A 23,690-nucleotide genomic window follows, 5' to 3' on the forward strand; every position below is an offset into this window, starting at 1 on the left:
GTCATTGGTCGGGCGGGAGCGGTCGGGCGTCAGGAGACGAAGAAGATCCCGGCGTCGGTGCCGGCCGGGGTGTACTCGGCCAGCCGCGCCCGCAGGTTGTCCTCGCGCTGGGGCTGGAACAGGTCGTGGAAGGCGCCGAGTTCGGAGCGGTCCTCGGCGCCGCGGGTGATCTCCGGCGCGCACCCGGCGGCAAGCCGGCCGTAGTCGGGCGTGCCGTAGCGGAGGCCGGCGAACAGCGGGCGGACCCGCTGGGCCTCCACGTCGCGCAGCCGGGCGGCCTGCGCCGGGTGCAGGTCGCCGCGCTCGACCAGCCCGGTCACCGCCGAGCGCACCAGGTCGGGCTGGCACTCGTACCGGCGCGGGGTGCGCGAGCCCGGGGGGACGTAGCAGAACCGCAGGCAGCCGAGCGAGCGGCGGGCCACCCGCAGCAGCCCGGTGAAGACGCAGTCCTCGGCGAGCGGCACCGCGTGGGTGTGCACCTCGCCGACCACCGTGGAGCGGTGGGCGTGCAGCAGCGCGTGGGCGTGCTCGCAGTCGGGCCCGGAGAGCGCCGGCCGCCGGTGCCCGGTGGCGTCCAGGACGCTGTCGCTGAGGTGGATCTCCAGTGGGTCGTCGTCCACCTCGTCGCCGACGACCTGGATCGAGCCCACGATGCTGCGCTCGATCCGCACGCAGGCCGTGGTGTGGTCCAGCACGAGGCTGGGCTCCTGCGGCGAGTGCGGTTCGCAGTGCGGCTGCAGCGACCAGCCCGGCACCAGGGTGCAGTGCCGCAGGGTGACGGAGGCGAGCGGCCCGGTGACGTTGACCCCGCGGCCGGTGACCAGCAGGCCGTCCAGGACCAGCCGCCCGCCCGGGCGAACGCCCCGGACGTTGAGCGCGTCCGGCCGGTTGCTGTACCAGTCGAGCAGCCGGATCACCGGCCGGGTGCCCTCGGCGGCGCGCAGTTCCAGGCGGTCGTCGGCCTCCAGGTCGAAGTCCAGCTGCTCCTGGTAGGCGCCGCTGTGGGTGATCTCGATGACGGCGGCGCCGCCCGCGCCGCCGTCCTGCTGGTCGGCGCGCCACTGCCGGTAGGCGTCGTTGATCCGCTCGTACGGCCCGCCGGGGCCGACCCGGTAGACCGTCCGTCCCGGGGCCTGCGGGCGGTCGCGCGGGTACTCCCCGCCGCCGGTGTCGTCGCCGAACGCGTAGTGGTAGTCGACCCAGACGCCGCGGCGCGGGGCGGAGCGGGCGCCGAAGGCGATCCGGCCGAGCACCGGGTCGACGGCGACCTGGCCGCGCTTGGGCCGGTACGCCCAGTCGGTCAGGTCGGCCACCGTGATCTCGGCGGGCGGGACCGGCTCCTGGGCGCCGTCGCGCCAGATGGCGAAGCTCTTGCCGGGCCCGTAGTAGTCGGCCAGGCGCTCGGCCAGCTGCCGGCGCCGGATCGGTGCCGGCACGTTGTCCAGCGCCGCGAGGTGGGTGGCCGACGGCTCCGGCTCGGGCCGGGTGACCAGCGGGGCGTCGTTCCCGAGGACCGAGAACGTGAAGAGGTTCCTGGCCCGGTCGATGCAGTAGGCCGGCGCCCGGGTGACCGGGTACGGCTTCAGCCGCCACACGTACAGGGCGACACCGGCCGGCGTGCGGCCGCCCTGGCGGCGGGCGGAGGCGGCGCGGCGGACGTCGGCGGTGTGCGCCTGCCCGTCGAAGGGCCCGCCGAGCAGGTCCAGCTCGGCGCCGCGCCGAACGTCGACCAGTCGGCCCCGGCCCAGCCGCTGACGGTCGGCCGGCCCCTCGTCCGGGCGCAGCAGCCGCACCGGCTGGGTCTCGCCGAGCAGCCGGGAGAGTTCCACGGCCCGGGCCGGCCAGTCGGCGACCGAGGCGGACAGCTCCTCCAGCAGGGCCAGGGTGCCCTTGCGCCGGCGGTAGGCGACGGTGTTCGCGACGTCGCGCCGCGGCGCCAGCCGGGCGGCGAGCCGGTCGCGGGCCGCCGCCCGCTCGGGGGAGGCGCCGCCGTGCAGCCCGGTGGCGAGCACCTCCTCGTAGCCGGGCAGGATCCGGTAGCCGACCAGGTCGCCGAGGTAGGCGACGGCCCAGTCGGCGGCGGTCTCCACGAACCAGTCCCGGTAGCCCTGTTCGATGCCGCCGCGGACGACGTCGACCTGCTCGGCGATGACGGCCAGCAGGGCGCGCAGCGGCTCACCCGCGTCGGCGTCCCGCATCCGGTGCCACTGCGGCAGCAGCTCCAGCAGTGCGTCCGGGTCCCGCCCGCTCGGGTCGGTCATGAGCGGACCTCCTTGAGGATCAACGTGTCGGGCAGATTCGGCGACAGCATGGCGAGTTGGGCCGGGCGGATACCGCGGAACACCGTCAGCACCCGGCCGGGCGGCAGCGGGCGGGTGTCGGTGACGGCCGGGTTGAGGCGCAGCAGCTCCGCGACGGAGATGCCGCCCCGGGCGGCGACGTCGGTGAGGGACTCCCCGGCGGGGTCCTTCACCCGGTAGCGCTGCTCCTCGAAGCGGGCGAGCCGGGCCGGGACGGTCGGCTGCGGCTGGGCGAGCAGGTCGGACAGCTGCTCAAGGCCCTCGGGGGTGAGGCTGCCGGGCACGCCCGTGAAGGCGTCGACGTCGACCCGGTCGACGCCGGGGACGGCCTGGGCGACGGCGAGGACCTCGGACTGGTGGGCGCTCTGGCCGAGTTGGCGTCCGGCGTAGCCGAGGCGGTCGAGCAGGGCGCGGCGCAGCGCCGGTTCGACGAGGTCCCAGGAGTGGTCCGGGTCGACCTTCACGCTCAGGGCGACGACCAGCAGGACGGGTTCGCGCAGCGCGACCTCGACCGGAAGCCTCGGGTCGCCGTAGGCGGTGAGCGAGGAGTGCAGGGTGCGGATCAGGTCGGAGTCGGCGGTGAGCGGGATGTCGTCCACCCCGGCCACCGTGACGTGGACGAGCTCCCGCCGGCCGTCCGAGAGCCGGGTGGCGCAGGCCCGCCCGATGCCGGCCCGGGAGCGGGTGAAGTCCTCGTAGTCGGTCACCGAGACCAGCCGGTCCAGGGCGGTGACGGCGAGCGGGATGTTGCGCCGGGCGAGGCCGGGGCCGTCCGGGCCGGCGCCGCCGGTGGCGGGCAGCGGGTTGACGACGGCGGAGACGCCGAGCGGGCGGGTGGTGAGCTGGGTGATCCGGCCGGCGCCGACGTTGCCCGACTCGCCGATGCCGATCCGGTAGCGGGCGCGGACGTTCTCCCGGCCGGTGGGCAGGCGCGAACCGTGCACGCCGTCGCCGAAGGTGACGGTGGTGCGGCCGTCGCCCGCGGTCGCGGTGACGTAGACCCGTTCGTCCGGGCCGCGTCCGGCGAGGCTGTCGACCTCGTGCCAGCGCACCCCGTCGACCCGGACCTCCAGGGTGTTCCGCGCGCCCCTGGGGGTGTCGGCGGCCAGCCAGGTGAGCGGCGACTGCCAGAGGGCGAAGCGCTGGCCGGGGACGCCGGCGTCGCCGCTGCCGATGGCCTCGTCGCGGGTGGCGCCCTGGGTGGCGCGCACCACGTTGCCGAGGACCTGGACGGTGTCGCGCCGGTAGCGGTGGGCGAGGCGGGCGCTGAGCGTGATCGTGGTGCGGACGGTGTCCCCGGGCAGCCGCGGGTCGACGCCCTGCTCGACGCCGGCGATCATGGCCAGTTCGGTGCCCCGGACGCCGGTGGTGTTCGGGATGTCGGTCCGCTCGCCGCCGACCGCGATCCACCGGCCCGGGGTCAACCCGTCGTAGAGCCGGGCGAGTTCGATCCGGTCGCCGTGGACCTCCTCGGTGACGGGCTCGTCGGCGAGTCGCAGCGACTCGCCGCGGGCGTAGACGGTGGCGTCCCTGATGTCCGAGAGCTGGGTGTCCTTGTCGTCCAACCAGGGCTGTTGCAGCGAGAGTTCGGTCACCTTGCCGGTGATGCCGAAGTCGGCGCGGGAGATCACCCGCACGTCGGTCACCCGGGTGATGACCTCGGCGAGGTCGCGGCTGCCCGGGATGCCGCCGTCCAGGCCCTTGCGCGGGCGCTGGACGACCACCCAACTGCCGGGCGCGATCTGGTCGTACACCGCGTCGAGGGTGAGGACCGTACCGGAGACCGGCTGCAGCTTGGTGGTGAACACGACCTCGACCGCGGGCGCCGACTGGTCGGTGCCGGCGTAGCGGTGCACCCGGACGTTCAGCTCGCCGGACTCACCGGTCTTCTCCTGGCCCGGGTCGAGTCGGTAGTCGAGCGCGGCGCCGGGACCGCCGTCGACCGTCACGTGGACGCGGCCGTCGTCCTGCGGGCGGGAGACGAAGACGGTGCGTTCGGGCAGCTTCGCCAGGAACCGGGCGCTGACCCCGGGTTCGTCGTCCGGAGCGGGCACGGCAGCGCGCAGGTGCGGCGGCGGAGGCGGCGGCTCGGTGGTGACCACCTTGACCTGTCCGGGGCCGAACGGGAAGGTGTGGTCCCAGGGCAGCGAGATGCCGCTGTGCACCAGGCTGCCCGCCTCGACGTACGTGAAGTCGGCGGTCTTCGGGACGGTGCCGGTGGTGTCGAAGGTGACCCGGACGCTGATCAGCGTGCTGCCGGCGAGCGGCCAGTCCACGTAGCGGTCGATCCGGCCGTCGTCGCCGTAGACGGGCTTGAGCGGCGCGGTGGCGCCGAACGGGGTGGCGACCACCCGCATCGCCTGGATCTCGTGCACGGCGAGCGGCGCCGTCAGGTCGACCTGCTGCCAGGCGGAGTAGAGGCCGTCGCGCAGCCGGGGGTCGAGCGCGGACAGCAGTTGGGCGCCGAGGTCCGATCCCGGCGCGAACAGGCGCTGGGGGTCGCGCGCGAGGTCCCGGCCGCTGAGCGGGGGCCTGGTGGGGGCGGTGCGCAGCGCCGCCAGCAGCGAGCCGAGTCCGCGGACGGCCGGGTCGGCGGCTCCGGGGCCGCTCGGGCCGGGCGCGGGCCGCTCGGGGGCCTGCGGCGGCTCCAGCTGGTGGGCGCGGTCCCGCAGGCCGGTCAGTTCGTCGCCGAGGCGCCCGAACCAGTCGGCCACCGGCTGCTGGGACCGGGCCAGTTCGGCCGCCTCGGCCGCCCGGTCCGTCACCGGGACGAGCCGGTCGGCGAAGTCCGCCGGGGTGCTCAGCGGACCGGACGGCAGGTCGAGGTCGGCGCGCAGCGGGGCCAGCACCTGCTCGTCGAAGTCCCGGATGATCCGGCTGCGCCCGGGCCGGGGGTTGGGGGCGTTCTCGGAGACGGTGATCCAGTCCGCCAGTTCGGCGCACAGGTCCTTGAGGGTGCGCAGGTCCCGGGGCAGGCCGATCACCGTGACGTCGTTCTCGCGGTCGATCCGCACCTCGGGCACCAGCCGCAGCACCCGGTGGACCGGGTCGGCGGCGCGGTCGGCGCTGAAGACGAACAGCAGCCGGTCGCCGGGCCTGATGTTGTTGGCGGTGCCGGCGACGAACAGCTCGGCGCGCCCGCCGGGGTTCAGCTGGCCGGGCGTCAGCTGGTAGGGGCGGCGGCGCAGCACGGCCAGTTCGTTCCAGGCGGAGCGGGCAGGGAGGTCCTCGGCGGTCTCGAAGGACTGCGGGTCCTCGCCGGGGCCGGGGACGCTCTGGCTGCGGGCGCCGCGCGGCACGACCACGGTCGGGTCCTCGGCGGCCCGCGGGTCGTGGTCGAGGGTGTAGGCGAGGTATGTGTCGGCGGCCACCCCGGGCCGGGGCCGGTGGCCGACCAGCCGGCCGAGCAGGGTGAGCGAGTCCTCCTCGGTGGCGGTGCGCAGGTAGCCCTCGTTGGCGATCCGCTCCGAGTAGAAGGTGAGCACGTCGGCGAGCACGGCCCAGGAGTCCAGCAGGGCGATCGCCGGGTCGTCCGGGGTGCGGACGGTCAGGTCGCGCAGCGCCGGGTAGGCGGGGCCGGACAGCCGCGCGAGCAGACTGTCGAGGAACTCCCCGTAGCGGCCGACGCGGTAGCCGACGGCGTCCAGCCCGGGCGGGTTGAACAGCGGGGCCGGGGTCGCGGTGGCGGTGCCCGAGCAGCCGCAGGTGCACTGGCCGGTCATCGGCCACCTCCGATCACGATCGAGAGCCGGCCGTTCTCCGGCCGGTCGGGGTCGTTGTCGCAAGCGGCGACCTCCAGCGCGCCGAGCCGCAGCAGCCCGTCCGCCAGCTCGCCGTCGTCCCGCCCGAACTGCCGCCGCAGCCGGGTGACTTGCGCGCTGACCACGCCCGGTACGGCGGCGGCCGCGGCCACCAGCCGGGAGACCCGCACCGGGTCGCCGAAGCCCAGCGCGTCCGGGTGGAAGAAGCCGACGCGGCCGTCCGGCAGGGCGCGGCTGCCCAGCACGCGGCGCAACTCGGCCAGGACGTGGCCGCGTTGGTGGCCGACGGCGGCGCAGATCCGCAGTTCGAGGTCGAGCGGCACCAGCACGGCCGGGCGGACCACCAGGTCGTGGCCGATCCGCCGGTACGCCTCCAGGCCGTCCCCGACCGCCTCCAGCAGGGCGGGGTCGGCCGTGGCCTGCCCGTACGGCTCCACGGCGACGTGGACCTCCTGGACGCTGCCGGTCCAGCGCAGTTCGGCGGCGGCCCGCCGGACGCCCGGCAGAGCGGCGGCCAGCTCCGCGTAGTCGGCGGCCGTGACGGCGCGCAGCCGGGTGCGGCTCAGCGCGAGCGGGGCCGACTGCCGTACCTGGTCGAGCGGTTCGGGCTCGACGCCGCCGGTCGCGGGCAGCGGGTTGCGGACCCGCAGCACCGCGTCCCGCGGCCGGGTGGCGGGGCCGCGTCCCGTCGGGCAGGGAGGCTCGTCCTGGCAGACCACCAGGCGGTTGATGGCCTCCGCGCCCACGTTCCCGGCCGTGCCGTTGCCGATCCGGTACGCGACCCGCAGCAGCGCGCCGGGCGCGGGCGGCAGGCCGTGGCGGCCGTCGCCGAAGCGCAGCGCGAGACGGCCGTCGTCCTCGCACTCGCCCACGAAGTGCCGCTCCCGCGGGCCGTCGGCGAGCAGGTCCCGGCGGGGCGTCCACTCCTGGTCGTCGACGACGGCCAGGACGGCGGGCAGCGCGGCGCGCGGGTCCTGGACGGCGATGCCGCTCGCCGGGCCGGCCAGCGCGGGGGAGTCGGCGGCGAGCCCGGAGGCGTACCGGGCGCCCCAGCTCTGGGCGACCTCCCAGACGCCGGAGCGCCGCAGCACCCCGCCGGCGCGGGCGCGCGCGGTGAGCACCTCCAGGCGGCGCAGCTTGGCGGCGAGCAGCCGGCCGCGGCGGGCCAGCAGCTCGCGCAGCCCGGCGGCGGGCCGGTCGGCGAGGCGCAGTGCGTGCACCACCTGGGCGCCGAACAGCACGGTCAGCTCGGCGAGTTCGGCGCGGGAGAGGTCGTGGCCGCGGCTCGCCCGGTGCCACAGCTCCTCCAGCCGCTGCCGGACCCGCTCGGGGATGCCGGCGAGCAGGGCGGCCTGCCGGGCGCAGACGTGCGCCGGGTCCGGGTAGGCGGCCGCCTGGGTGACCGGGGCGTGGCGCAGCAGCGGGCGGAAGGGCTGCGGCAGGACGGGGTAGCGGGTCTGGTCGAGCAGCGTCTCCAGCGCCGCCGCCTGGGCGTCGGCGGTGGGCGGTTCGACCTCGGCCCCCTGGCCGTCCTCGCCCTCCGCGTTCGCGCCCGGCGCGAGGTGGATGCCCAGCCCGGCCCGCCGCACCGCGGGCTCGCCGAGCAGCGCGTACAGCTCGCGGACCTGCTCAGGGCCGAGCTGGCGGCCGGCCCGGGTCTGGTCGAGCAGCCCGTGGACGGCCTCCGCCGCGGGGCTGCCCTCGGTGCGGTCCGCGCAGCCGCAGCCGCAGCCGTCCGGTTCGCAGGGTGCGACCCGGACCGGCTCCGGCGGCACCGTGAAGGTCTCCGGGGCGCCGCCGCAGAACGTGAGGGAGCGGCCGTGGTCGACCAGGGCGACGTTGCCGCGGGCGACGCTCACGTCGGCGATCGGGCCGCAGTCGCTCCCGCCGCGGCTGGACAGGCAGACCGGGAAGGAGAGCGCGTCCTCCGGCGCCCAGGTGACCTCGACGACGGGCTGCTCGTACAGCTCGTCGACCAGGTGGCTGACGGAGGTGAGGCGGACGGCCTGGCGGTGCGCGGGGTCGGCGTCGGCGGCGGCGCCGGTGCGCGGGCCGAGCACCTCCTCGACGACCAGCAGGTCTCCGGGGCGCAGCGCCAGGCGCCGGGTGCGGTGCCGCGGCCGGCCGGCCGCGGGGTGGTCGGTCTCGGGTCGGTCGGCTTCGGGTCGCGCGCCGTGCCGGTCGGTCTCGGGTCGGTCGGCCTCGGGGCGGTCGCCGTGCCGGTCGTCGTGCCAGTCGTCGCGCAGGGTGGCGGAGGTCGCGCCCGCGGGCAGGACGCAGTCCTGGTCGCCCCAGGTCCAGAACCGGATGGTGTTGTGCGCGGGGTGCAGCACCAGGTCCGCCCCGCCGAGCGGTTCGAACACCTCGACGGCGGCGGTCCGGGCGAGCGTGTCCAACTCCTCGTCCGGGATCACCGTGGACGGCTGCGGGCGTTCCTGCGGGCCGAGCCGGCTGACGTCGACGGCGGCGAAGCGGAAGGTGCCCTGCGGCAGGGTGAGGTGGCGGTCGGTCTCCAATGCGACGAACGCCCGGGCGTTGCAGCCGTCGTGTACGGCGTAGTCGATCAACCGGACGTGCCGGCGCACCGACACCCGGCGGCGGGCGGTGTCGAGGTAGGCCTCGGTGGCCACCGCGTCCTGCTGGTAGGAGAGTTGGTCGGCGGTGTAGGCGAGCAGCTCGACCAGCGTGACGCCGAGGTCGGGCAGGTGCCGCTCGGTCCAGCCGGGGGTGGTGAGGCTCATCCGGTCCAGCACGAGCCGCCGCATGCTCTCGTAGTCGCGGGCGGTGTAGTCGATGACCGGGACCGGCCGCAGGGAGGGCGGGCAGCTCTCCTCGGCGCGGCAGTCGTAGGGCGAGGGGCAGTCGGCGCCGAAGGAGAAGTCGGTGCTCGCGTACCTCGGGTCGAAGCCCGGGTACGGGCGGCTGCCCGGGCGGCCGTAGGCGTCCGCCTCGACCACGGTCAGCCGGTAGCGGGAGGTGTCGCCGGCCCGGTCGAGGGTGACGAGCATCCGGTCGTCCAGCTCCGGGTCGTCCGCGCGCTCGATGTCGACCGCGAGGGCGCGCAGGCCGGTGATCCGCCGGCCGCCGTCGACGCGGATGTTCTCCGGGCCGAGCTCGTCCGGGCCCCGGCCGAGGAAGGTCACGCTCAGGGTGCGCCCGTCGTCGTCCGGCTCGGCGCCGTCCAGGCCCAGCAGCCGGGCCGCGCGCACGTCGGCGCGACGCGCTTCGGTCCCGCACCGGACCGCAGGGCGTTCGGGCTGCCCGGTCGTCGCGGATCGGTCGGTCGTTCCGGATCGGCCCGTCGCTCCGGAACGGCCGGTCACTTCGGATCGGCCGGTCATGCCGCCACCCCGCCCTCGAACACGTCCTGCCGCTGCGAACCGGTCAGGCGCACGACGTACGCCAACTCGACGCGCACCACGTCGTCCTCGCTCTCCACGTCGAGCGAGACGACCTCGATCACGTCGCCGAGCCACCGCTGCAGCGCCGCCTGGACGGACATCTGCAGGGTGGCCGCCAGCTCCGGGCTGTTCGGCGCGAAGACCAGGTCGAGCAGCCCGCAGCCGAAGTCGGGGTGCATGACCCGCTCGCCGGGGCTGGTGAACAGCAACTGCTCGATCAGGTCCCGCACGTGGTCGTCGTACGCGGCCTCGGCGGTGCGCCCCCGGCTGTCGATCCGGAACGGGAACGCGAGGTCCGTCCGGGCCGGACCGGGCGGCGGACTCGCCGGGTCGACGGTGTGCGTGGCCCGGCCGGCGTTCCCGGAGTGCGTGGCGTGCTGCGTGGTGCTCATACCCCCTCCGCCCGCTGTTGGACGACGGTCACGATCGGCGGCCCCTGCGGGACCTGCTCGGCGCTCTGGCACAGCCCGACGGCGGACCGCGGCAGCGCGGGGGAGCCGTTCACCCGGATCCGGGCGGACGGCACCACCCAGTGGATCGTGACGCAGGGCTGCGGTTTGCCGGCCACGGTGAACGGACAACCGGTCACGGTGTACGGGTCGGCCGTACTGGTGACGGCCTGGCCGGCGACCAGCACCCGGGCCTGGGCGGGCCGGGCCGTCGCCTGGGCGCCGTGCGGGCAGGTCACCGTCGCATTGACGTGCAGCAGATTTCCGGGCACGAGTCTCCCCCCGTCAGGTCACGCTCAGGGCGTCCTGGTTGATGGAAACGGTGGCGCCGACGAGCGAGATCGAGGCGCCCTGGCCGTTGCTGATCTGGATGCCCGAGTCGTTGATCACGATCGAGGCCCCGCTCGGTGTGCGGAGGGTGATCCCCGTGGTCGGATCGTCGGACAGGATGATCACCCGCCGCCCCGAGGTCTCCAGCACCGCGTTCGGCGCTCCCGGCGGGCCCGTCCTCGCCTCCACCGGGACCTCCGAGGCGGAGCCGTACCAGCAGCCCGTCCAGATCGGGTAGCTCTGGTCGCCCTGCTCGAACTCCAGCCACACGCCCGCCCCGACCGGCGGAACGGCGTAGTGCCCCATGCCCGGGCCGGCCACCGGGAAGCACGGCATCGCCCAGGTCGACACGGCGTCGCCCAGCACGTCGGGCACCTGGGCCTGGATGCGGCCGATCCCGAGCGGGTCGACGTTGTTCACCACCGTTCCCCGGAACTTGCCGAGGTAGCGGGTCGGTTCGGCCATGCTGGCAACTCCTGGCAGTCGATCGGGGCGGCTGTGGGGCGGCTGTGGGGTGGCTGGGGGACGGCTACGGGACGACGGCCGGCTGGAGGGCGATAAGGCCCTCGCGGGCCAGCGTGAAGTTCTGGGTGTACGAGCCGCGCTTGAGGTTGTGGGTGACGCTCTTGACGAAGTACAGGCCGTCATAGGTGAGCCCGGCGCCGCGCACTCCGACCAGCTCGCGCGGCCGCAGGACGTGGCCGTACCGCACGACGTCGAGCTGGCCGGAGCCCGAGACGGCGTCCGCCGACTGCATCGCCTGGGCGATGGTCTCGGCGACGGCCTGGGAGGTGTCCTTCTTGGCGGTGTCGGCGATGACCTTCTTCTTCAGCGCCGGCGCGGGCCTGAGCGCGAGCGGCGGGCGCAGGATGCTGACCTCCGGCACCGGCAGGATCGCGGAGACCTTGGTCGCGGGCAGCTGGATGCGGGCCTCCGGCTCCTCGCGGGCGGTCCCGTCGAGGGCGAAGGTCAGCTGGTCGACGTTGGACAGCCCGTCCATGTTGACGTTCAGCGCGTGCTGCGGGACGCCGAGCCGGTTCTCCGGCCCCCAGTAGGCGCGGCTCGTCCCGGGGACCGGGCCGGGGTCGAGGTAGAACACGTAGCCGTTGGCCTTCGCCAGCTCGTTGACGTACCCGAGGTCGGTGCCCTTCTGGAAGTCGATCCGCCGGGTGGGCATCGGCGTCTGTGGCACCAGCTCGGGGATGACCAGCGGCACGATGCCGTACTGCCCGTACTTTCCGATGATCGCGGCGACCCGGGCCGCCGGGGACATCGCCGGGAAGGGCACGCCGGCCTGCTCCTCCAGGTCCATCAGCACCGTCAGGTCCTCGCCGGTGACGGTGAGCGTGGACTGGCCGGGCTGGTTGCTGATGCCGACCTCCTGGCGGATGATCACACCGTCCATCAGCACGCTCGGGGTGCCCGAGACGACCACCACCAGCACGACCCTGATCTTCGGATCGAAGAAGCCGCCCGGCAGCAGCGCGGTGTTGATCAGCCCCCGCTTCGACAGGTCGAAGGCCAGCTGGAACCCGCTGCGCTGCCCGGACGCCACCGTGACCTGCGCCGACAGCAGGGCGTCGGTCACCGGCTGCGGCACCGGCACCGGGATCTGCGGGCCCATCAGCAGGGTGAGGTGGATCGACCCGACCGACCCGCCCCCCGTGACGGCCGAGGCCTCAGGCATTCCCCACCCCCGGCACCCCGCCCGGCAGCGCTACGGTGATCCGCCGGCCCGGCGTCGCGGTCAACTCCCGTGGATCGAGAACCGGGTTGGCGTCGGCGATCCGCCACCACTGGTCGGCGCGGCCGAGGTAGCGGTACGCGAGCAGATCGGGGCGGTCACCCGCACCGACGACGTGCTCGGCGAGCGGGGTCAGGCCGTCCGGGCTCGGCAGCAACCGCCGCCTCAGGTACGGCACCTGCCGCCCGTCCGGCTCCGTGTGCAGCGCGACCGGGACGTCGTGGTACCGGCTGGTCGGCGGGTACGGCGAGGGCGCGGGCAGCGCGTTCAGCGGCTGGTCGACGGTCATCACAGCCCCCCGCCCAGTCCGAGCGCGCTCAGCCGCCCGTCGGCCGCGGTGCCCACCAGCCGCTCCTTCTGCACCAGGTGCGCCAGGTAGAGCTCGGCACCGCGGTGCCCGGCCGGCAGGTCGTTGACGGTCAGGACGCGCAGGCCGATGGCGACGGTGGCCCTGATCGGGTTCAGGTCGATGTCGAACGCCTCCTCGGTGATGGTGAGTTCGGTCAACCGCACGGGCAGGATCCGCTTGCCGCCCCAGGTGAACAGCGTGAGCGGCGCCTCGACCGGCGTGATCTCCAGCGTCCCCACCGCGGCCAGCGCCTGGTTCGCCCGCAGCTGCGAACTGGCCGGCTGCGCCAGCAACTCCAGGGCGGCCAACTGCGGATGGATGCCGTTCGGCGCCGGCACGTCCAACTGGTCCGTCGCGTCCAGCTCCGCGGTGAACTTCCACGTCTCCACCGCCGGCCCCTTCAACCGCAACGCCTCCGTCCGGTCCCCGCTCCCGTCCGCCCCCGCCACCTGCGGAGCCAACGACCGCTCCAGACTGTCCGGATTGAACTGCAGCACGACCACCCGCTGCGGCGTCCCCCGCAACGCGTCGACGATGACCAGCCCGGCCCTGATCGGCCTGGGGGCGTCCGCGTACCCGGCCATCAGGAGTCGTCCTCCGGCCGGGCCGGCTCCTCCAGCAGCCGAAGGGCGATCCCCGCCTCGCGGACGACCTCGGGGTCCGCGTCGTGGGCGACCACGTCCGCCAGCGGCTCCCGGTATTCGGGCCACTCGGAGTACACCATGGCTTGAACCGCGGCTCGACGGACCCTGGGATCCTTGTGCCGGACCGCCTCCAGGACGCGCATGACCACGGAGCCCACCGCCCGCTTCGGGGATCCGGCGCCAAGGAGCAACACGGACCTCGCCTGCTCGATCGGGTAGACGCACACGTCGAAGTTGGTCTCCAGGTCGTCGACGCTCCAGAAGTCCAGCGCGGCCTCCAGCCGCGCTGACGCCTCCTGGACCCGCGCACGGTCGTCACCGGCGACGACCATGTACCGGGCGTCGACGAACTCGTCCGCGACGTAGTGCGCCGACAGGCCGCCGGGCAGTGACCACTTCGCCTCGTAGTGGGCCTGGGTCTCCGGATCCCGGGCGATGTCCCCCTCGTAGGTCCATCCATCGGCCTCGGCGAAGGCCCGGATCTCGGCGTTGTCCACGGAATCGTGGAGAATCAAGCGCCGACCCGTGTGTCGTCCGGTGGTCATCCACCCTCCAATTCGGTGCGTTCCAGGCCTCACAGGCCGTAAATCTCGTAGATGTGAGCCCGGATGTGCGCGAACAGTCTCTCCTTGCCCTCGCTGCCCGCGAAGTCGAGCTCGAGCGTCGCGGCCCAGGCCTTGAGGAACGCCACCTCGCGTTCGGCCATGGCGTCGGCCTTGCGCGTGGTCCTCACCTCTCCCGTCCGGGCGGCCTCGCCCCAGGCGTGTTGGACGTAGGCCTGCTTCCAGGACTCCATCTCGGCGCGTGCCTTCGCCCGGTCTTCCTCGGACGCGTTCTTGTTGTTCATCACGGTCCGAACCTCCTTGCGCCTCTTGGCCGGTATCCCCTGGTTCGTGAGGAAGCGGGCCTGGCTGACGCCTGTCAGCTGCTGGAGCTCGGCCGGGCCGAGCCCCTCCTGCGCGGCGAGCGCCTGCATGCGTCGGGCGAGCACGTCCGAGTCGCTGGTCGAGGACTTCAACTCCTTGAACTTGAGGGCGAGATCGAGCTGGCGGGCCTCACTCTGCGCCCCCTTCGGTGCCAGCGGCAGTTTGTTGACGGCTTCGTCCAGGTTGGTCATTCCGGCGGCGCGCCGCTTCTTGTCGAACTTGCCGGAATCCTCCGTGGCGACCTTGTAGGCCATCGCCCGGTAGACCACGTCGCTGGGCGACCGGTTGTGCTCGACGGCACCGAGGGTGTGGAGGAACGTCCGCCTGCCGTCCGGGATGGCGTCCGCGCCCTCCGGTGCGGGGCCCCCGCCCAGATCGGCGAGCATCGCACGGGCGATCTTCTCCTGTTCCGGCCCCGACATGCCGTTGAACATGCTCGGATAGTCGTGAGGGAGCCGTTCGGCGGCACTTCCGTGCGGCGAAACCACCTGGTTGCGTGGACTGTTGAACCCCTGTTTGAGTCCCACGGTCGCGCCGTTCGGGCCCTCGACCGTCTGGTAGCTCCCGTCCGGGAAGGCCAGCTTGCGGAACCTGTTCGCCATGGACACGGAATCGATCCTGTCACCGGTGGATATCCGCTTGTTCTGCTGGTCGTACCCGATGCCCTCCGTGTTCTCCACGTGTCGTGACGAACCCCGGACCTCGTCCGCCACCGTGCGGATGAATTCCAGGAGTTCGGTGCGATCGAGCTCCACTCCCGCGACCGTGACCTTCTCCGGGTTCAGCAGCGCACGGATGACGAACCGCGGGAGACCGCTCAGCTCGAGCCCGGTCAGCCGGTACCAGGCACGCAGCGCCCGCAGTACCGCTCCCAGGGCCTGCCTCCGGATCCCCTTGCCGAGGAGCCGCGTCAGACGCGGCTGCAGGCGGGCGACGATCAGGTCGAGCCGCTGCTGCTTCGCCTGGGGCGAGTTCTCGTGGGCGCGGCGCTCGGCGCGCTGTTGCCGGCGCTTCTGCTGCCAGGCGCGGAGGCGCTCGCGTTGCCTGCGGTAGGCGTCGCGGATGCGGTGGGCGCCGTTGGTGAGGGCGCGGCCGAGCTTGCTGTGGAGGAGCTTGCGGCCGAGGGCGCGGGCGGCGGTGCGGACGCGGTTGAGGGCGGCCCTGACGGTCTGGCGGGAGGCGTTGAGGGCGCGGCCGACGGGGGAGGTGGGGCGGCGGCGGGGGGTGGGCTTCGGGCGGGTGACCTCGCGGCGCGGGCGTCCAGGGGTGAGTGCCGGGCGCTTCGCGTGTTCGATGGTGTGCCGGGCGGGTCCGGTGCGGGCGGGGCGGGTGGCGGTCCGGCTGGGGGAGGGGCGCCGGCGGAGCGACCGGGTGGCCCGGCGCAGGCTCGCCCTGGCCTTGTCGACGGCCCGTCCGGCCGCCTTGCGGGCGCCCCGGCCGGCCCTGGCGAGGCCCTTCAGGATCCGCTGGGCGATCCCCTTGAGTTTGGTGCCGACGGCCTTCCCGGCTCCCTTGAGCTTGCTGAGCAGGAAGTTGGAGATGAAGTCGAGCAGTGCGACCACGCCCGCCGCGACCGCGTCGGCGAACAGGCAGGCGGCCGATCCGGACTTGACGGCCTTGAGGAAGGCGACGAACTTCCCGATCGCGGCGATGATCCTGCTGATGGTGTTCCACGCCGCGACCAGGCCCTGGATGACGGCCATGATCGCACCGGCCGCCGGCACGATCATCGACACCAGCTTCTCGACGACGATCGAGACGATCATTCCGGGCAGCGCCGCCACGATCGCCTGCCAGGCCATCCGTCCGATCTGGGCCATCGAGATGCAGCCCTTGACCAGGACGTTGACGATGGTGGAGGTCAGGCCGACGACCGACTCCACCTTGTCGTTGAACCACTGCTTCACCGCGCTCTTGATCGCGCCCCACAGGTAGTGCTGGATGCCGTCGATCGCCGCGGTGCCGAGCTTCTTGAGCCACCCGCCCGGGTCGGGGGCGATGTCGCCGATCAGCGCCGCGAACTCGCCGAACACCGCGATCGCCTTCTGCACGAAGTCGATGGCGTCCATCACCGCTTTGCGGACGGCCTCGATGGCGGCCTTCAGCCCCGCCTCCAGCGCGTCCAGCAGTGCGTTCAGCCCGGCCGCCAGCGCGTCGAGCAGCTTGTTGACGGCGTTCTTCAGCTTGTCGGCCCACTCGTTGACCTTGGCGACGGCCTTGTCGCGCCACTCCTCGATCTTCCTGCGGAACTTGTCCCGCAGCTCGGGGAAGGCCGCCAGCAGCACGTCGCAGATCTTGATCAGCGCGTCCGCGAGCTTGTCGATCAGGTCGACGACGAACTTCCGCGCCTGGTCGATCGCCCAGTTCGCGAACTTGCGGAAGCCGTCGATGATGTCGTTGATCAGGCCGCGGAAGTAGTCGAAGACCTTGGTGACCGCCTCGACCAGCGCGTCGAAGGCCGCCTTGACCTTGGACTTGACCCAGCCCCACCAGCCCTCGGACTCCTCCTTCTTGCGGTCCTTCTCCTTCTGCGCCTTCTCCTCGGCCTCCTTCCGCTTGTCCTGGATCTTCTGGTTGTCCTGCTGCTGACGGTCCTGGACGTCCTTGTCGGCCTCGGTCCGCTTCCCGTCGATCCGCCCGGTCTTGTCCTTGTGCTCGGCGTCGGCGTCCTGGTCCGCGCCGGAGACCTTCTGGTCCTGCTCGGTGCGCCACTGCTCGCGCTCGGCCCTGACCTTCTCCGCGGCGTCGCCCCGCTCGCCGGCCTGGGCCTGGGCGTCGTCGGCCACCGCCTGGTCGATCTCGGCCTGGTTCTGCCGACGCGCGTCGGCCTCGCCCTGCTTCTGCTTGGCCTGCTCGGAGCCCAGCCGGCCCTGGCCCTCACCGACGGCGGCCTGGATCTGCGGCCCGCGCTCCTGCTGGGTGACGATGCCGATGCCCGGCTTGGTGTCGGCCGCGCGTCCGGCGCCGGAGCGCCCGCGCCCGCGGCCGCCGCCCGGTACGGAGGCGGTGAGGGTCTCCTTCGGCACGTCCGGGTAGATCCGGTCCTCGCCCATCGGCTTGGCGGCGTCCTCCCGGCCGACGCCGAGGATCCTGGCGGAGCTGTCCTTGAGCTTCGCCGCCTGCCGGTCGGTGCGCGCCGGGTCGCTCTCGCCGGTCAGTTCGACCCTGGGGGCCGGGCCGACGGTGGTGTTCAGCGCCGGGTCGGTCGAGGGCACCCCGTCGACGGCCCCCTGGACCTGCTGCACCTCCTGCGCCGAGACCTGGCCGCTCGCGTCGTCGGCGACGTGGGGATCGGCGACCCGGTCGGCGGGGTTGCGGCCCCCGACCTTCTTCTGCTCGGCCTGCTGCTGCCCGCCGTCCGCGCCCTCCGGACCGACCCGCTCCAGCCGCTCCGTCACCGCCTCGGCCGGCGGCGCGGCCTCGGGCGGCCCGGACTGGGTCTGCGGGGCCCCGGACGGGCGCTGGACGGCGGGCGGGGCCGCCTGCAGCCGGGCGTGCTGCTCGCCGACCGTACGGTCCACCGAACCGTCCACGCCGTCCAGCGTGGCGGCCATCTGATCGGGCGGCAGGCTCGCGGCGGTGGCGAGTGCGCCCTGGGGGTCCTGGCCGGAGACGTCGGGCGGGGCCGGTTTCTCCTGCCGCTCGGCGGGGGCTCCGGCCGCGCCGCCCCCGGCCCCGGCCGCGCAGCCGCCTCCGGCACCACCGGCGCCACCGTCCGGCTCCGCCTCGGTGGTGGGCTGCTGGGGGCCCGCGCAGGAGCCGCCGCCGGACTCCAGGGAGGCGTCCGGGGCGGGCTGGGCGCTGAGTCCGCCCGGTGCGTCGGACTGCTCGGCCGCCGGACCGGCGGCGGCGTCGGACGGTGCGGCGGCGTCGGACGGCGCGGAGGTGGACGGCGCGGTGTCGGGCTCGGCCCCGGGCGCGCTCTCCGGGCCGTCGGCGCCGATTGATCCCGCCCCGGTGGGGGCGGCGGTACGCTCCCGGGCGCTCGGCTTCTCGGAGTCCCGCGCCTCGGCGGCGGGCTCTTCCGGCTGCTGCTCCTGCGGCTCCTGCTGCGGGTCCGGCTCCGCCTGCGGCTCCGGGGCCGGAGCCGCAGCAGGAGCGGCAGCGTGGCCCTGGGCCGGATCGGGACCCACCTCCTGCTCGACCGGCTGTTCCGGCTGGAGGTCACGGCTGCCGCGGTCCTCGGCCTCCACGGCCTCCGCAGCCTGCCCGGCGGGCCCTGCCGTCCCTGCCGTCCCTGCAGTCCCTGCCGTCCCGGCGTCCGCGGCGGGGGCAGGCTCGGGTGAGGCCGCCGGCTCCTCGTCGCTCTCCGGTCGGCTCGCCCGCTCCTCCTGGACCGCCTCGGCCTTGGTCGCGGGCGGCTCGGGGAACGCCGGCGCCTCGGCGTTCGCGCCGGTCGCGCCGTCCGCCGACTGCGGGATCCGGTCGACGGTCGGGACGGCGGACACGTCGAGGTCCGACGTGGGCAGGAAGTCGGCGGGCCCCAGCTCCGGCTCGGCGGCGGCCGACTGCGGCGGCTGCTCCCGGTCCGCGTCGGCGGTGTCGCGGACCTCGGCCTCCGCGCCGGGCGCCATGCCCAACGGCCGTTCCTCGTCCCGGGGTTCGCCCTGCGCTTGGTCGTCCTTGAGCAGTCCGTGCCGGGTGAGCGGGCTGTCCGGGGCCTGCGCGATCGCGTCCAGGCGCTCGGGTTTGACGGGCGCGGGCTGCGGCGGTGGGAGGGCGGCCGGCTCCTTCGGGGTCGTACCGGCCGAGGGCTGGGCGGCGGCGTCCGGCTGCCCGGCTTCGGGCGCCCCGGTCACGGGGGCGTCCCCTGCCCGGCCGGCCTCCTCCGCCGCGGCGGGTGCCTCCGATGCCGTCCCGGGAGCCGCTGCGGACGCCTCCGGGGCGGCCTCGGGCTGCCCCGTCGGTGCTGCACTCTGTGGCGTACTCTCCGGTGTACTCTGCGGCGCCCGCTCGTCCTTGCCGTCCGCGGGCGGTGCTTGCTGTTCCTCCTGCTGCTTCGGGCCCCGCTCGGTGCCCGCTTCGTCGTCCCGGCCCTTGCCGTCCTGGCCCTTGCCGTCCTGGCCCTTGGGGTGCTTGCGCCGTCCCTTCGGGCCGTCCGGCCGGTCCGCCTCCTGGTCCGGCTGCCGGTCCCGTGCCTGCCCGGGCTCGTCGGTCCTCCCGTCGCCGGCCCGCTCCTCGTCGCCGCTCCGTTCGTCGCCGGTCCGCTCGGCGGCGCCGGTGACCGGCTCGGGCGTCTGGGCGCCGTCGATGTCGGCCGGGCGGTGCTCGGCGGCCTCGACCAGCTCCAGCACCCGGGTGTAGTCCGAGGAGGGCATCCGGTCCGCCAGGCGTGCGAGCACGGATTCCTGCAACTCGGGTGCGAAGCGCGCGAGTTGCAGGCGTACCCTGCCGGAGGAGTCGGTCGGGTCGCCGCGCAGCGAGCGCAGGATGCCGGCCGCCAGCCGCTCGACCAGGGTGGCCGGGTCGAGCCGCTCGGTGCGGAACCGGTCGGCGTCGACGGTCGCGTAGCGGAGCCAGCCCGGTGTGGCACCCGGCGTGGTAGTCGGCGTCGCCGCCGTCGGCCGGTCGGCGCGTGCGCCGTACTCCGCCTCCCGTTCGATCGCGTCCAGCGGCAGGCTGACCGCGCCCAGGTCACGGCCGGCCCGCAGCGCGCCGAGCGGGTCCGGGGCCTGGACGGTGTGCAGCAGCTCGTGGGTGAGCAGCCGTCGGCCGTCCTCGGCGGCCGGCCGGTACTTGCCCTCGCCGAAGAAGAGGTCCGGGCCGACGGCGACGGCGTCCGCGCCGATCAGCTCGGTCAGCGCGGCGGAGTCCCGGTCGGTGTGCACCCGGACCCGGCTGAGGTCGTGTCCGAGCCGCGCCTCCAACTCCCGCCGCACGCCCGGGTCGAGCGGCTGGCCGGCGCCGGAGACGATCTCCTTCGGCTCGGGCGTACGGGCCTTCGGCGTCCGCGTCCTGCGCCGGGCCGCGCCCTGCTTGGTGTCCGGCGCGGAGTCCTTCGCGGTGGCGGTGGGTCGCGTCATGTCCGCCCCCGTCCCGGCGGCCGGGCACCGCCGGATTGCCCGGATCGCCCGGATCGCCCTGACGGCCCGGACAGCCCGCTGTGCACGGCGCGGGCGAGGGCCTCGCCGAGCCGCTGCGGTGAGACGCCCGCCGGCAGCGGCGGCAGCCCGGAGAGCACGTCCAGCGTGCGGTCGCCGCCGACCGCGAGCGGCACGCCGCGCGCCTCGACCAGGCGGGTCAGTTCGCTCCGGAACGCCGCCGCCAGCCGGTCGTGGTCGATCCGCGCGAAGCCGTCGAGGACCAGTTCGCCGATCTCGACCTCGATCCGCCCGGTGTTCCCGAGGCCGGTGTCGCTCCACCCGATGCCCTCACGCCCGGCGCCCTCACGCCCGATGCCCTCACGCCCGGTGCCGTGCCGCCCCGTCTCCGCCCCCTCGGTCAGATCCATCCGCCGACCTCCGAGGGCGTCAGCGAGCGCTCCAGCTTCAGGTACTCGGTGCGCGCGGCGGCCAGCAGGTGCCGCATCTGCATCGGGCAGCCCTCGTCGGCGGCCTGGAAGGCGGCGGACAGCGCGATGTTGCGGATGGAGCCGCCGGCCACCGTGAGCTGGGCGAGCCGCTGCGGATCGATGCCCTCGCTGGGGGTCTGCTCGGGGATGACCCGCCGCCAGATCTCGGCGCGCTCCGGCACCCCGGGGAACGGGAAGTCGACCACGAACCTGATCCGCCGCATGAACGCCGGGTCCAGCGCCTTCTTCATGTTGGTGGTGAGCACGGCCAGGCCCCGGTAGGCCTCCATCCTCATCAGCAGGTAGCTGACCTCGAGGTTGGCGTAGCGGTCGTGGCTGTCCTTGATCTCGCTGCGCTTGCCGAACAGCGCGTCGGCCTCGTCGAACAGCAGCAGCGCGCCGCCGCGTTCGGCCGCGTCGAAGACCCGTCGGAGGTTCTTCTCGGTCTCGCCGATGTACTTGCTGACGACCTGGGAGAGGTCGATGACGAACAGGTCCACGCCGAGCTGCCCGGCGACGACCTCGGCCGCCAGCGTCTTCCCGGTGCCCGACCCGCCGGCGAACAGCGCGGTGACACCGAGACCCCGGCGCAGCACGGACTCGAACCCCCACTCCTGGTAGACCGTGCCGCGACGGCGGACGTGGGCGACGATCTCGCGCAGCGTCGCGCGCTGGCGCTCCTCCAGCACCAGGTCCTCCCAGTCGGCGCGCGGCTCGACCCGCCGGCCCAGCTCGTCCAGGGACATCCGGGCCTCCACCAGTCCGGCCTGCCACGCCAGTGGGCTGACGTCCCGGCCGTCCTCGGCCGCCCGCCGGGCCGTCGCCGCGGCCGAACGGATCACATGGCCGGGCAGGGAGAACTGCGCGGCCAGCGCCCGGAGTTCGCCCTCGGTGACGCCCGGTGCACCGTCCAGCGCCGCGCCCCAGATCGCCAGCTGCTCCTCGGGGCCGAGCGCGGGCACCGTCAGCCGGGCGCGGTCCGACACCCCCGCCGGCGGCGGCTCGTCGCCGGACACCACCAGCGGCACCCCCAGGCTCGCCAGGAAGGCCTCCGTCCCGTTCGGGGCCGGCCGGCGCTCCCCGCCCGGCTCCCCGCCCTCGACCAGCAGCGCGGCCGGGATCAGGATCGCCTCCCGCTGCCACAGCCGGGCGAGTTGCTCGCGCTCGGCGGGCTCGGTGGGCAGGTCCTCGCGGTGTGCGGCGTAGAGGCCGAGCCCGGCGCGGTGGGCCGCCGCCGCCGCGATCTCCCAGCGGGTACGGCGGTCGGCGCCGGTCAGTTCGGTGTGCGGCGGGCCGGACAGCCCGGCCGCGGTCCACCCGTGTGCCAGCTCGGCCGCGCACCGCTCGTGCGGGTCGGGCAGTTCGCCGGGCGGTCCGACCCGGGTGAGCAGCCCGTGCAGCCGCACGTCGAGGTACGGCACACCGACCAGGAAGTGCAGCACCCGCTCGTCGATCCGCAGCCGGGAGGCGGTGAGCGCCGTCTCGTCGTCCAGTTCGACCAGCCGGAAGCGGCGCAGCGGGGCCACCGGGGTGAGCGCGCTCCAGTGCGGCTGGTCCAGGGCGGCGAGGGCGAGCGAGAAGGACGGGTACGCGCGCCCGGGGTCGCCGCCCGCCGCGGCGCAGCGGGCGGCGGCGGTGGGGTCGATCACGGGGGCGGCGGCCAGCACGAGGACGTCGCGCTCGAACGGGGTGAGCCCGAAGGAGGCGCTGAGCGCGTCCAGGGCGGTGGCGGTCGGTCGGCGCCCACCCCGGCGGCCGACAGCGGTGGACGGCATGGGCTTTTCGGACGCCGCGGGCTCACCGGACGCCGCGGGCCCGGATCCGTCGGACGCCGCCCGGTCGGTGCGGCCCGCCGCGTGCGCGTCGAGCCGTTCGAGGACGGCGGCGACCGCGGCCGACAGCGACCGCAGGTGCGCATCGTCCGCCGGGCCGTCGCGGCCCTGCCTCCGGCGCGTGCTCATCTCTCCCCCGTCCTGCGGTCAGTGCGTCAGGTCCACGACGGGCCCGGCGAAGGACCCGTCCCCGGAAACCGTCAACTCGCTCGGCACGCCGTCCACTTGGACCCGGGCCAGGTACGTCGTCGGGCGGACGCCGACGACCGGCACCCGGACCGTGAACGGGTCGGTGCGCGGCTGCGGCGGCGCGGGCGCGCGGAACTGGTGGCTGGCCCCCGGCCGTCCGGCGGGCGGGTGCAACTCGTCCAGCAGCAGCAGGACCTGCTGGTCGTCCCGGAGCGGCAGGTCCAGTCGGACGTCCAGCCGGGCCGACACCCCGGCCGGTCCGTCCGTGCGGCCCGCCGTGCCGATCGGCGCGACGATCCGCGGTTGCCGGGCGAAGGTCTGCGCGTTGGACTCCACGGCGAGGTGGTCGGCGGCGGGCCGGCCGTCCAGCGCCAGTCCGTGCAGCACCTGCACCTGGTACACCCCGGGCGGCAGGTCCTCCGGTACGGCGACGACCAGCCGGTCGTCCCGGACGCCACCGGGGTCGACCGCCACCCGCCGCTCGCCGAGCCGGGCCACGACCAGGTCCGCGCGCAGGCCGGAGCCCTCCACCACCAGCTCCCGGTCCTTGGTCACCGGCCCGTCCTCGGGGGCGCCCGCGGACCCGGCCGGCCGGGAGAGCACCCGATCGACGACCGGACCGCGGGACGGCACGGCCCGCACCGTACGGCGCAGCACCGGCTTGCCGGCCACCGGGTCGGTCCTGCCCTCCACGAGGACGGCGGTGGCCTGGTAGACCACGGACAGCGCGTACGGCGTCTGGAGCAGGGTGCTCCACAGCTTGGACAGCTCCTCGAGGTCCATCGTGGTGGGGGTGAAGCGCACGCGCTGCGGCGAGGCGGCCAGGTCCGCCCCGACCAGGTACGGCTGGGCAGTCGCCTCGTCGATCAACTGCCGTGACAGCACCGGCTGTTCGGTCAGCGCCCGGACCACGCAGCCGAGCAGTCGCTGCCCGACCAGCTGGGTCTCCTCGCCGTAGCAGCTGATCAGGTAGTGCAGGTCGAGGGCGGCGGTCGGTCGGGTGAGCACGGTGCCGTCCGTCGCGCGGGTGGGCGCGTCGCGGTTGCGCAGCGCGGCGTTGGGCGTGACCTGGTACAGGAAGACGGTGACGGTCGGGTCGGCGGGCGGCTCGGTGAGCGGCCTGCGGACGCCGACCTCGACCGCGAAGGGGATGTCGGGCGAGAGCGCGCGGGTGATGAGCAGCCGCAGCGCCTCGCTCACGGTCGCGATCGCGAGGTGGTTGCTCATGGTGTCCGCTCCCTCGACGCGCCCACC

The 23,690-nt window shown here is 74.7% G+C and carries 14 protein-coding genes; all 14 read right to left on the reverse strand.

The features are described from left to right. Positions 1-29: 29 nt before the first annotated feature. Entirely contained in the window at positions 30-2,261 is a 2,232-nt protein-coding gene (locus ACWDBB_RS24740) for a hypothetical protein (protein ID WP_449791681.1), read from the reverse strand. Continuing rightward, on the reverse strand, positions 2,258-6,022 hold the full coding sequence (locus ACWDBB_RS24745; RefSeq protein ID WP_449791682.1) for a putative baseplate assembly protein: 3,765 nt from the start codon (positions 6,020-6,022) through the stop codon (positions 2,258-2,260). The genes ACWDBB_RS24740 and ACWDBB_RS24745 overlap by 4 nt, the downstream gene beginning before the upstream one ends. Continuing rightward, positions 6,019-9,270, reverse strand: coding sequence for a putative baseplate assembly protein (locus ACWDBB_RS24750; protein ID WP_449791683.1), 3,252 nt, complete (start codon positions 9,268-9,270; stop codon positions 6,019-6,021). Before ACWDBB_RS24750 ends, ACWDBB_RS24745 begins: the two co-directional genes overlap by 4 nt. A 128-nt stretch (positions 9,271-9,398) precedes the next feature. Further along, positions 9,399-9,854 carry a GPW/gp25 family protein gene (locus ACWDBB_RS24755; protein WP_449791684.1) on the reverse strand — a complete coding sequence of 152 codons (456 nt, stop codon included), beginning with the start codon at positions 9,852-9,854 and terminating at the stop codon, positions 9,399-9,401. Further along, entirely contained in the window at positions 9,851-10,183 is a 333-nt protein-coding gene (locus tag ACWDBB_RS24760) for a hypothetical protein (RefSeq protein WP_392870837.1), read from the reverse strand. Before ACWDBB_RS24760 ends, ACWDBB_RS24755 begins: the two co-directional genes overlap by 4 nt. Positions 10,184-10,196: 13 nt before the next feature. Continuing rightward, complete coding sequence (locus ACWDBB_RS24765; RefSeq protein WP_392870840.1) at positions 10,197-10,706, reverse strand: phage baseplate assembly protein V; 510 nt, start codon at positions 10,704-10,706, stop codon at positions 10,197-10,199. Positions 10,707-10,770: 64 nt separating this feature from the next. Continuing rightward, entirely contained in the window at positions 10,771-11,928 is a 1,158-nt protein-coding gene (locus tag ACWDBB_RS24770; protein WP_449791685.1) for a hypothetical protein, read from the reverse strand. Continuing rightward, positions 11,921-12,274, reverse strand: a complete 354-nt coding sequence (locus ACWDBB_RS24775; RefSeq protein ID WP_449791686.1) for a hypothetical protein — start codon at positions 12,272-12,274, stop codon at positions 11,921-11,923. The genes ACWDBB_RS24770 and ACWDBB_RS24775 overlap by 8 nt, the downstream gene beginning before the upstream one ends. Further along, positions 12,274-12,918 carry a CIS tube protein gene (locus tag ACWDBB_RS24780; RefSeq protein WP_449791687.1) on the reverse strand — a complete coding sequence of 215 codons (645 nt, stop codon included), beginning with the start codon at positions 12,916-12,918 and terminating at the stop codon, positions 12,274-12,276. The genes ACWDBB_RS24775 and ACWDBB_RS24780 overlap by 1 nt, the downstream gene beginning before the upstream one ends. Beyond that, positions 12,918-13,475 (reverse strand): HEAT repeat domain-containing protein, encoded by a 558-nt coding sequence (locus ACWDBB_RS24785; protein ID WP_449791688.1) that lies wholly within the window; start codon positions 13,473-13,475, stop codon positions 12,918-12,920. The genes ACWDBB_RS24780 and ACWDBB_RS24785 overlap by 1 nt, the downstream gene beginning before the upstream one ends. Positions 13,476-13,552: 77 nt before the next feature. Beyond that, a complete protein-coding gene (locus tag ACWDBB_RS24790) occupies positions 13,553-19,927 on the reverse strand; it encodes an eCIS core domain-containing protein (protein ID WP_449791689.1) in 6,375 nt (2,124 codons plus the stop codon). Then, positions 19,924-20,355 carry a hypothetical protein gene (locus ACWDBB_RS24795; protein ID WP_449791690.1) on the reverse strand — a complete coding sequence of 144 codons (432 nt, stop codon included), beginning with the start codon at positions 20,353-20,355 and terminating at the stop codon, positions 19,924-19,926. Before ACWDBB_RS24795 ends, ACWDBB_RS24790 begins: the two co-directional genes overlap by 4 nt. After that, entirely contained in the window at positions 20,346-22,376 is a 2,031-nt protein-coding gene (locus ACWDBB_RS24800; protein ID WP_449791691.1) for an ATP-binding protein, read from the reverse strand. The genes ACWDBB_RS24795 and ACWDBB_RS24800 overlap by 10 nt, the downstream gene beginning before the upstream one ends. 18 nt (positions 22,377-22,394) lie before the next feature. After that, positions 22,395-23,663, reverse strand: a complete 1,269-nt coding sequence (locus tag ACWDBB_RS24805; protein WP_449791692.1) for a DUF4255 domain-containing protein — start codon at positions 23,661-23,663, stop codon at positions 22,395-22,397. Between the last annotated feature and the right edge of the window lie 27 nt (positions 23,664-23,690).

It is taken from the genome of Kitasatospora sp. NPDC001095, assembly GCF_053598615.1.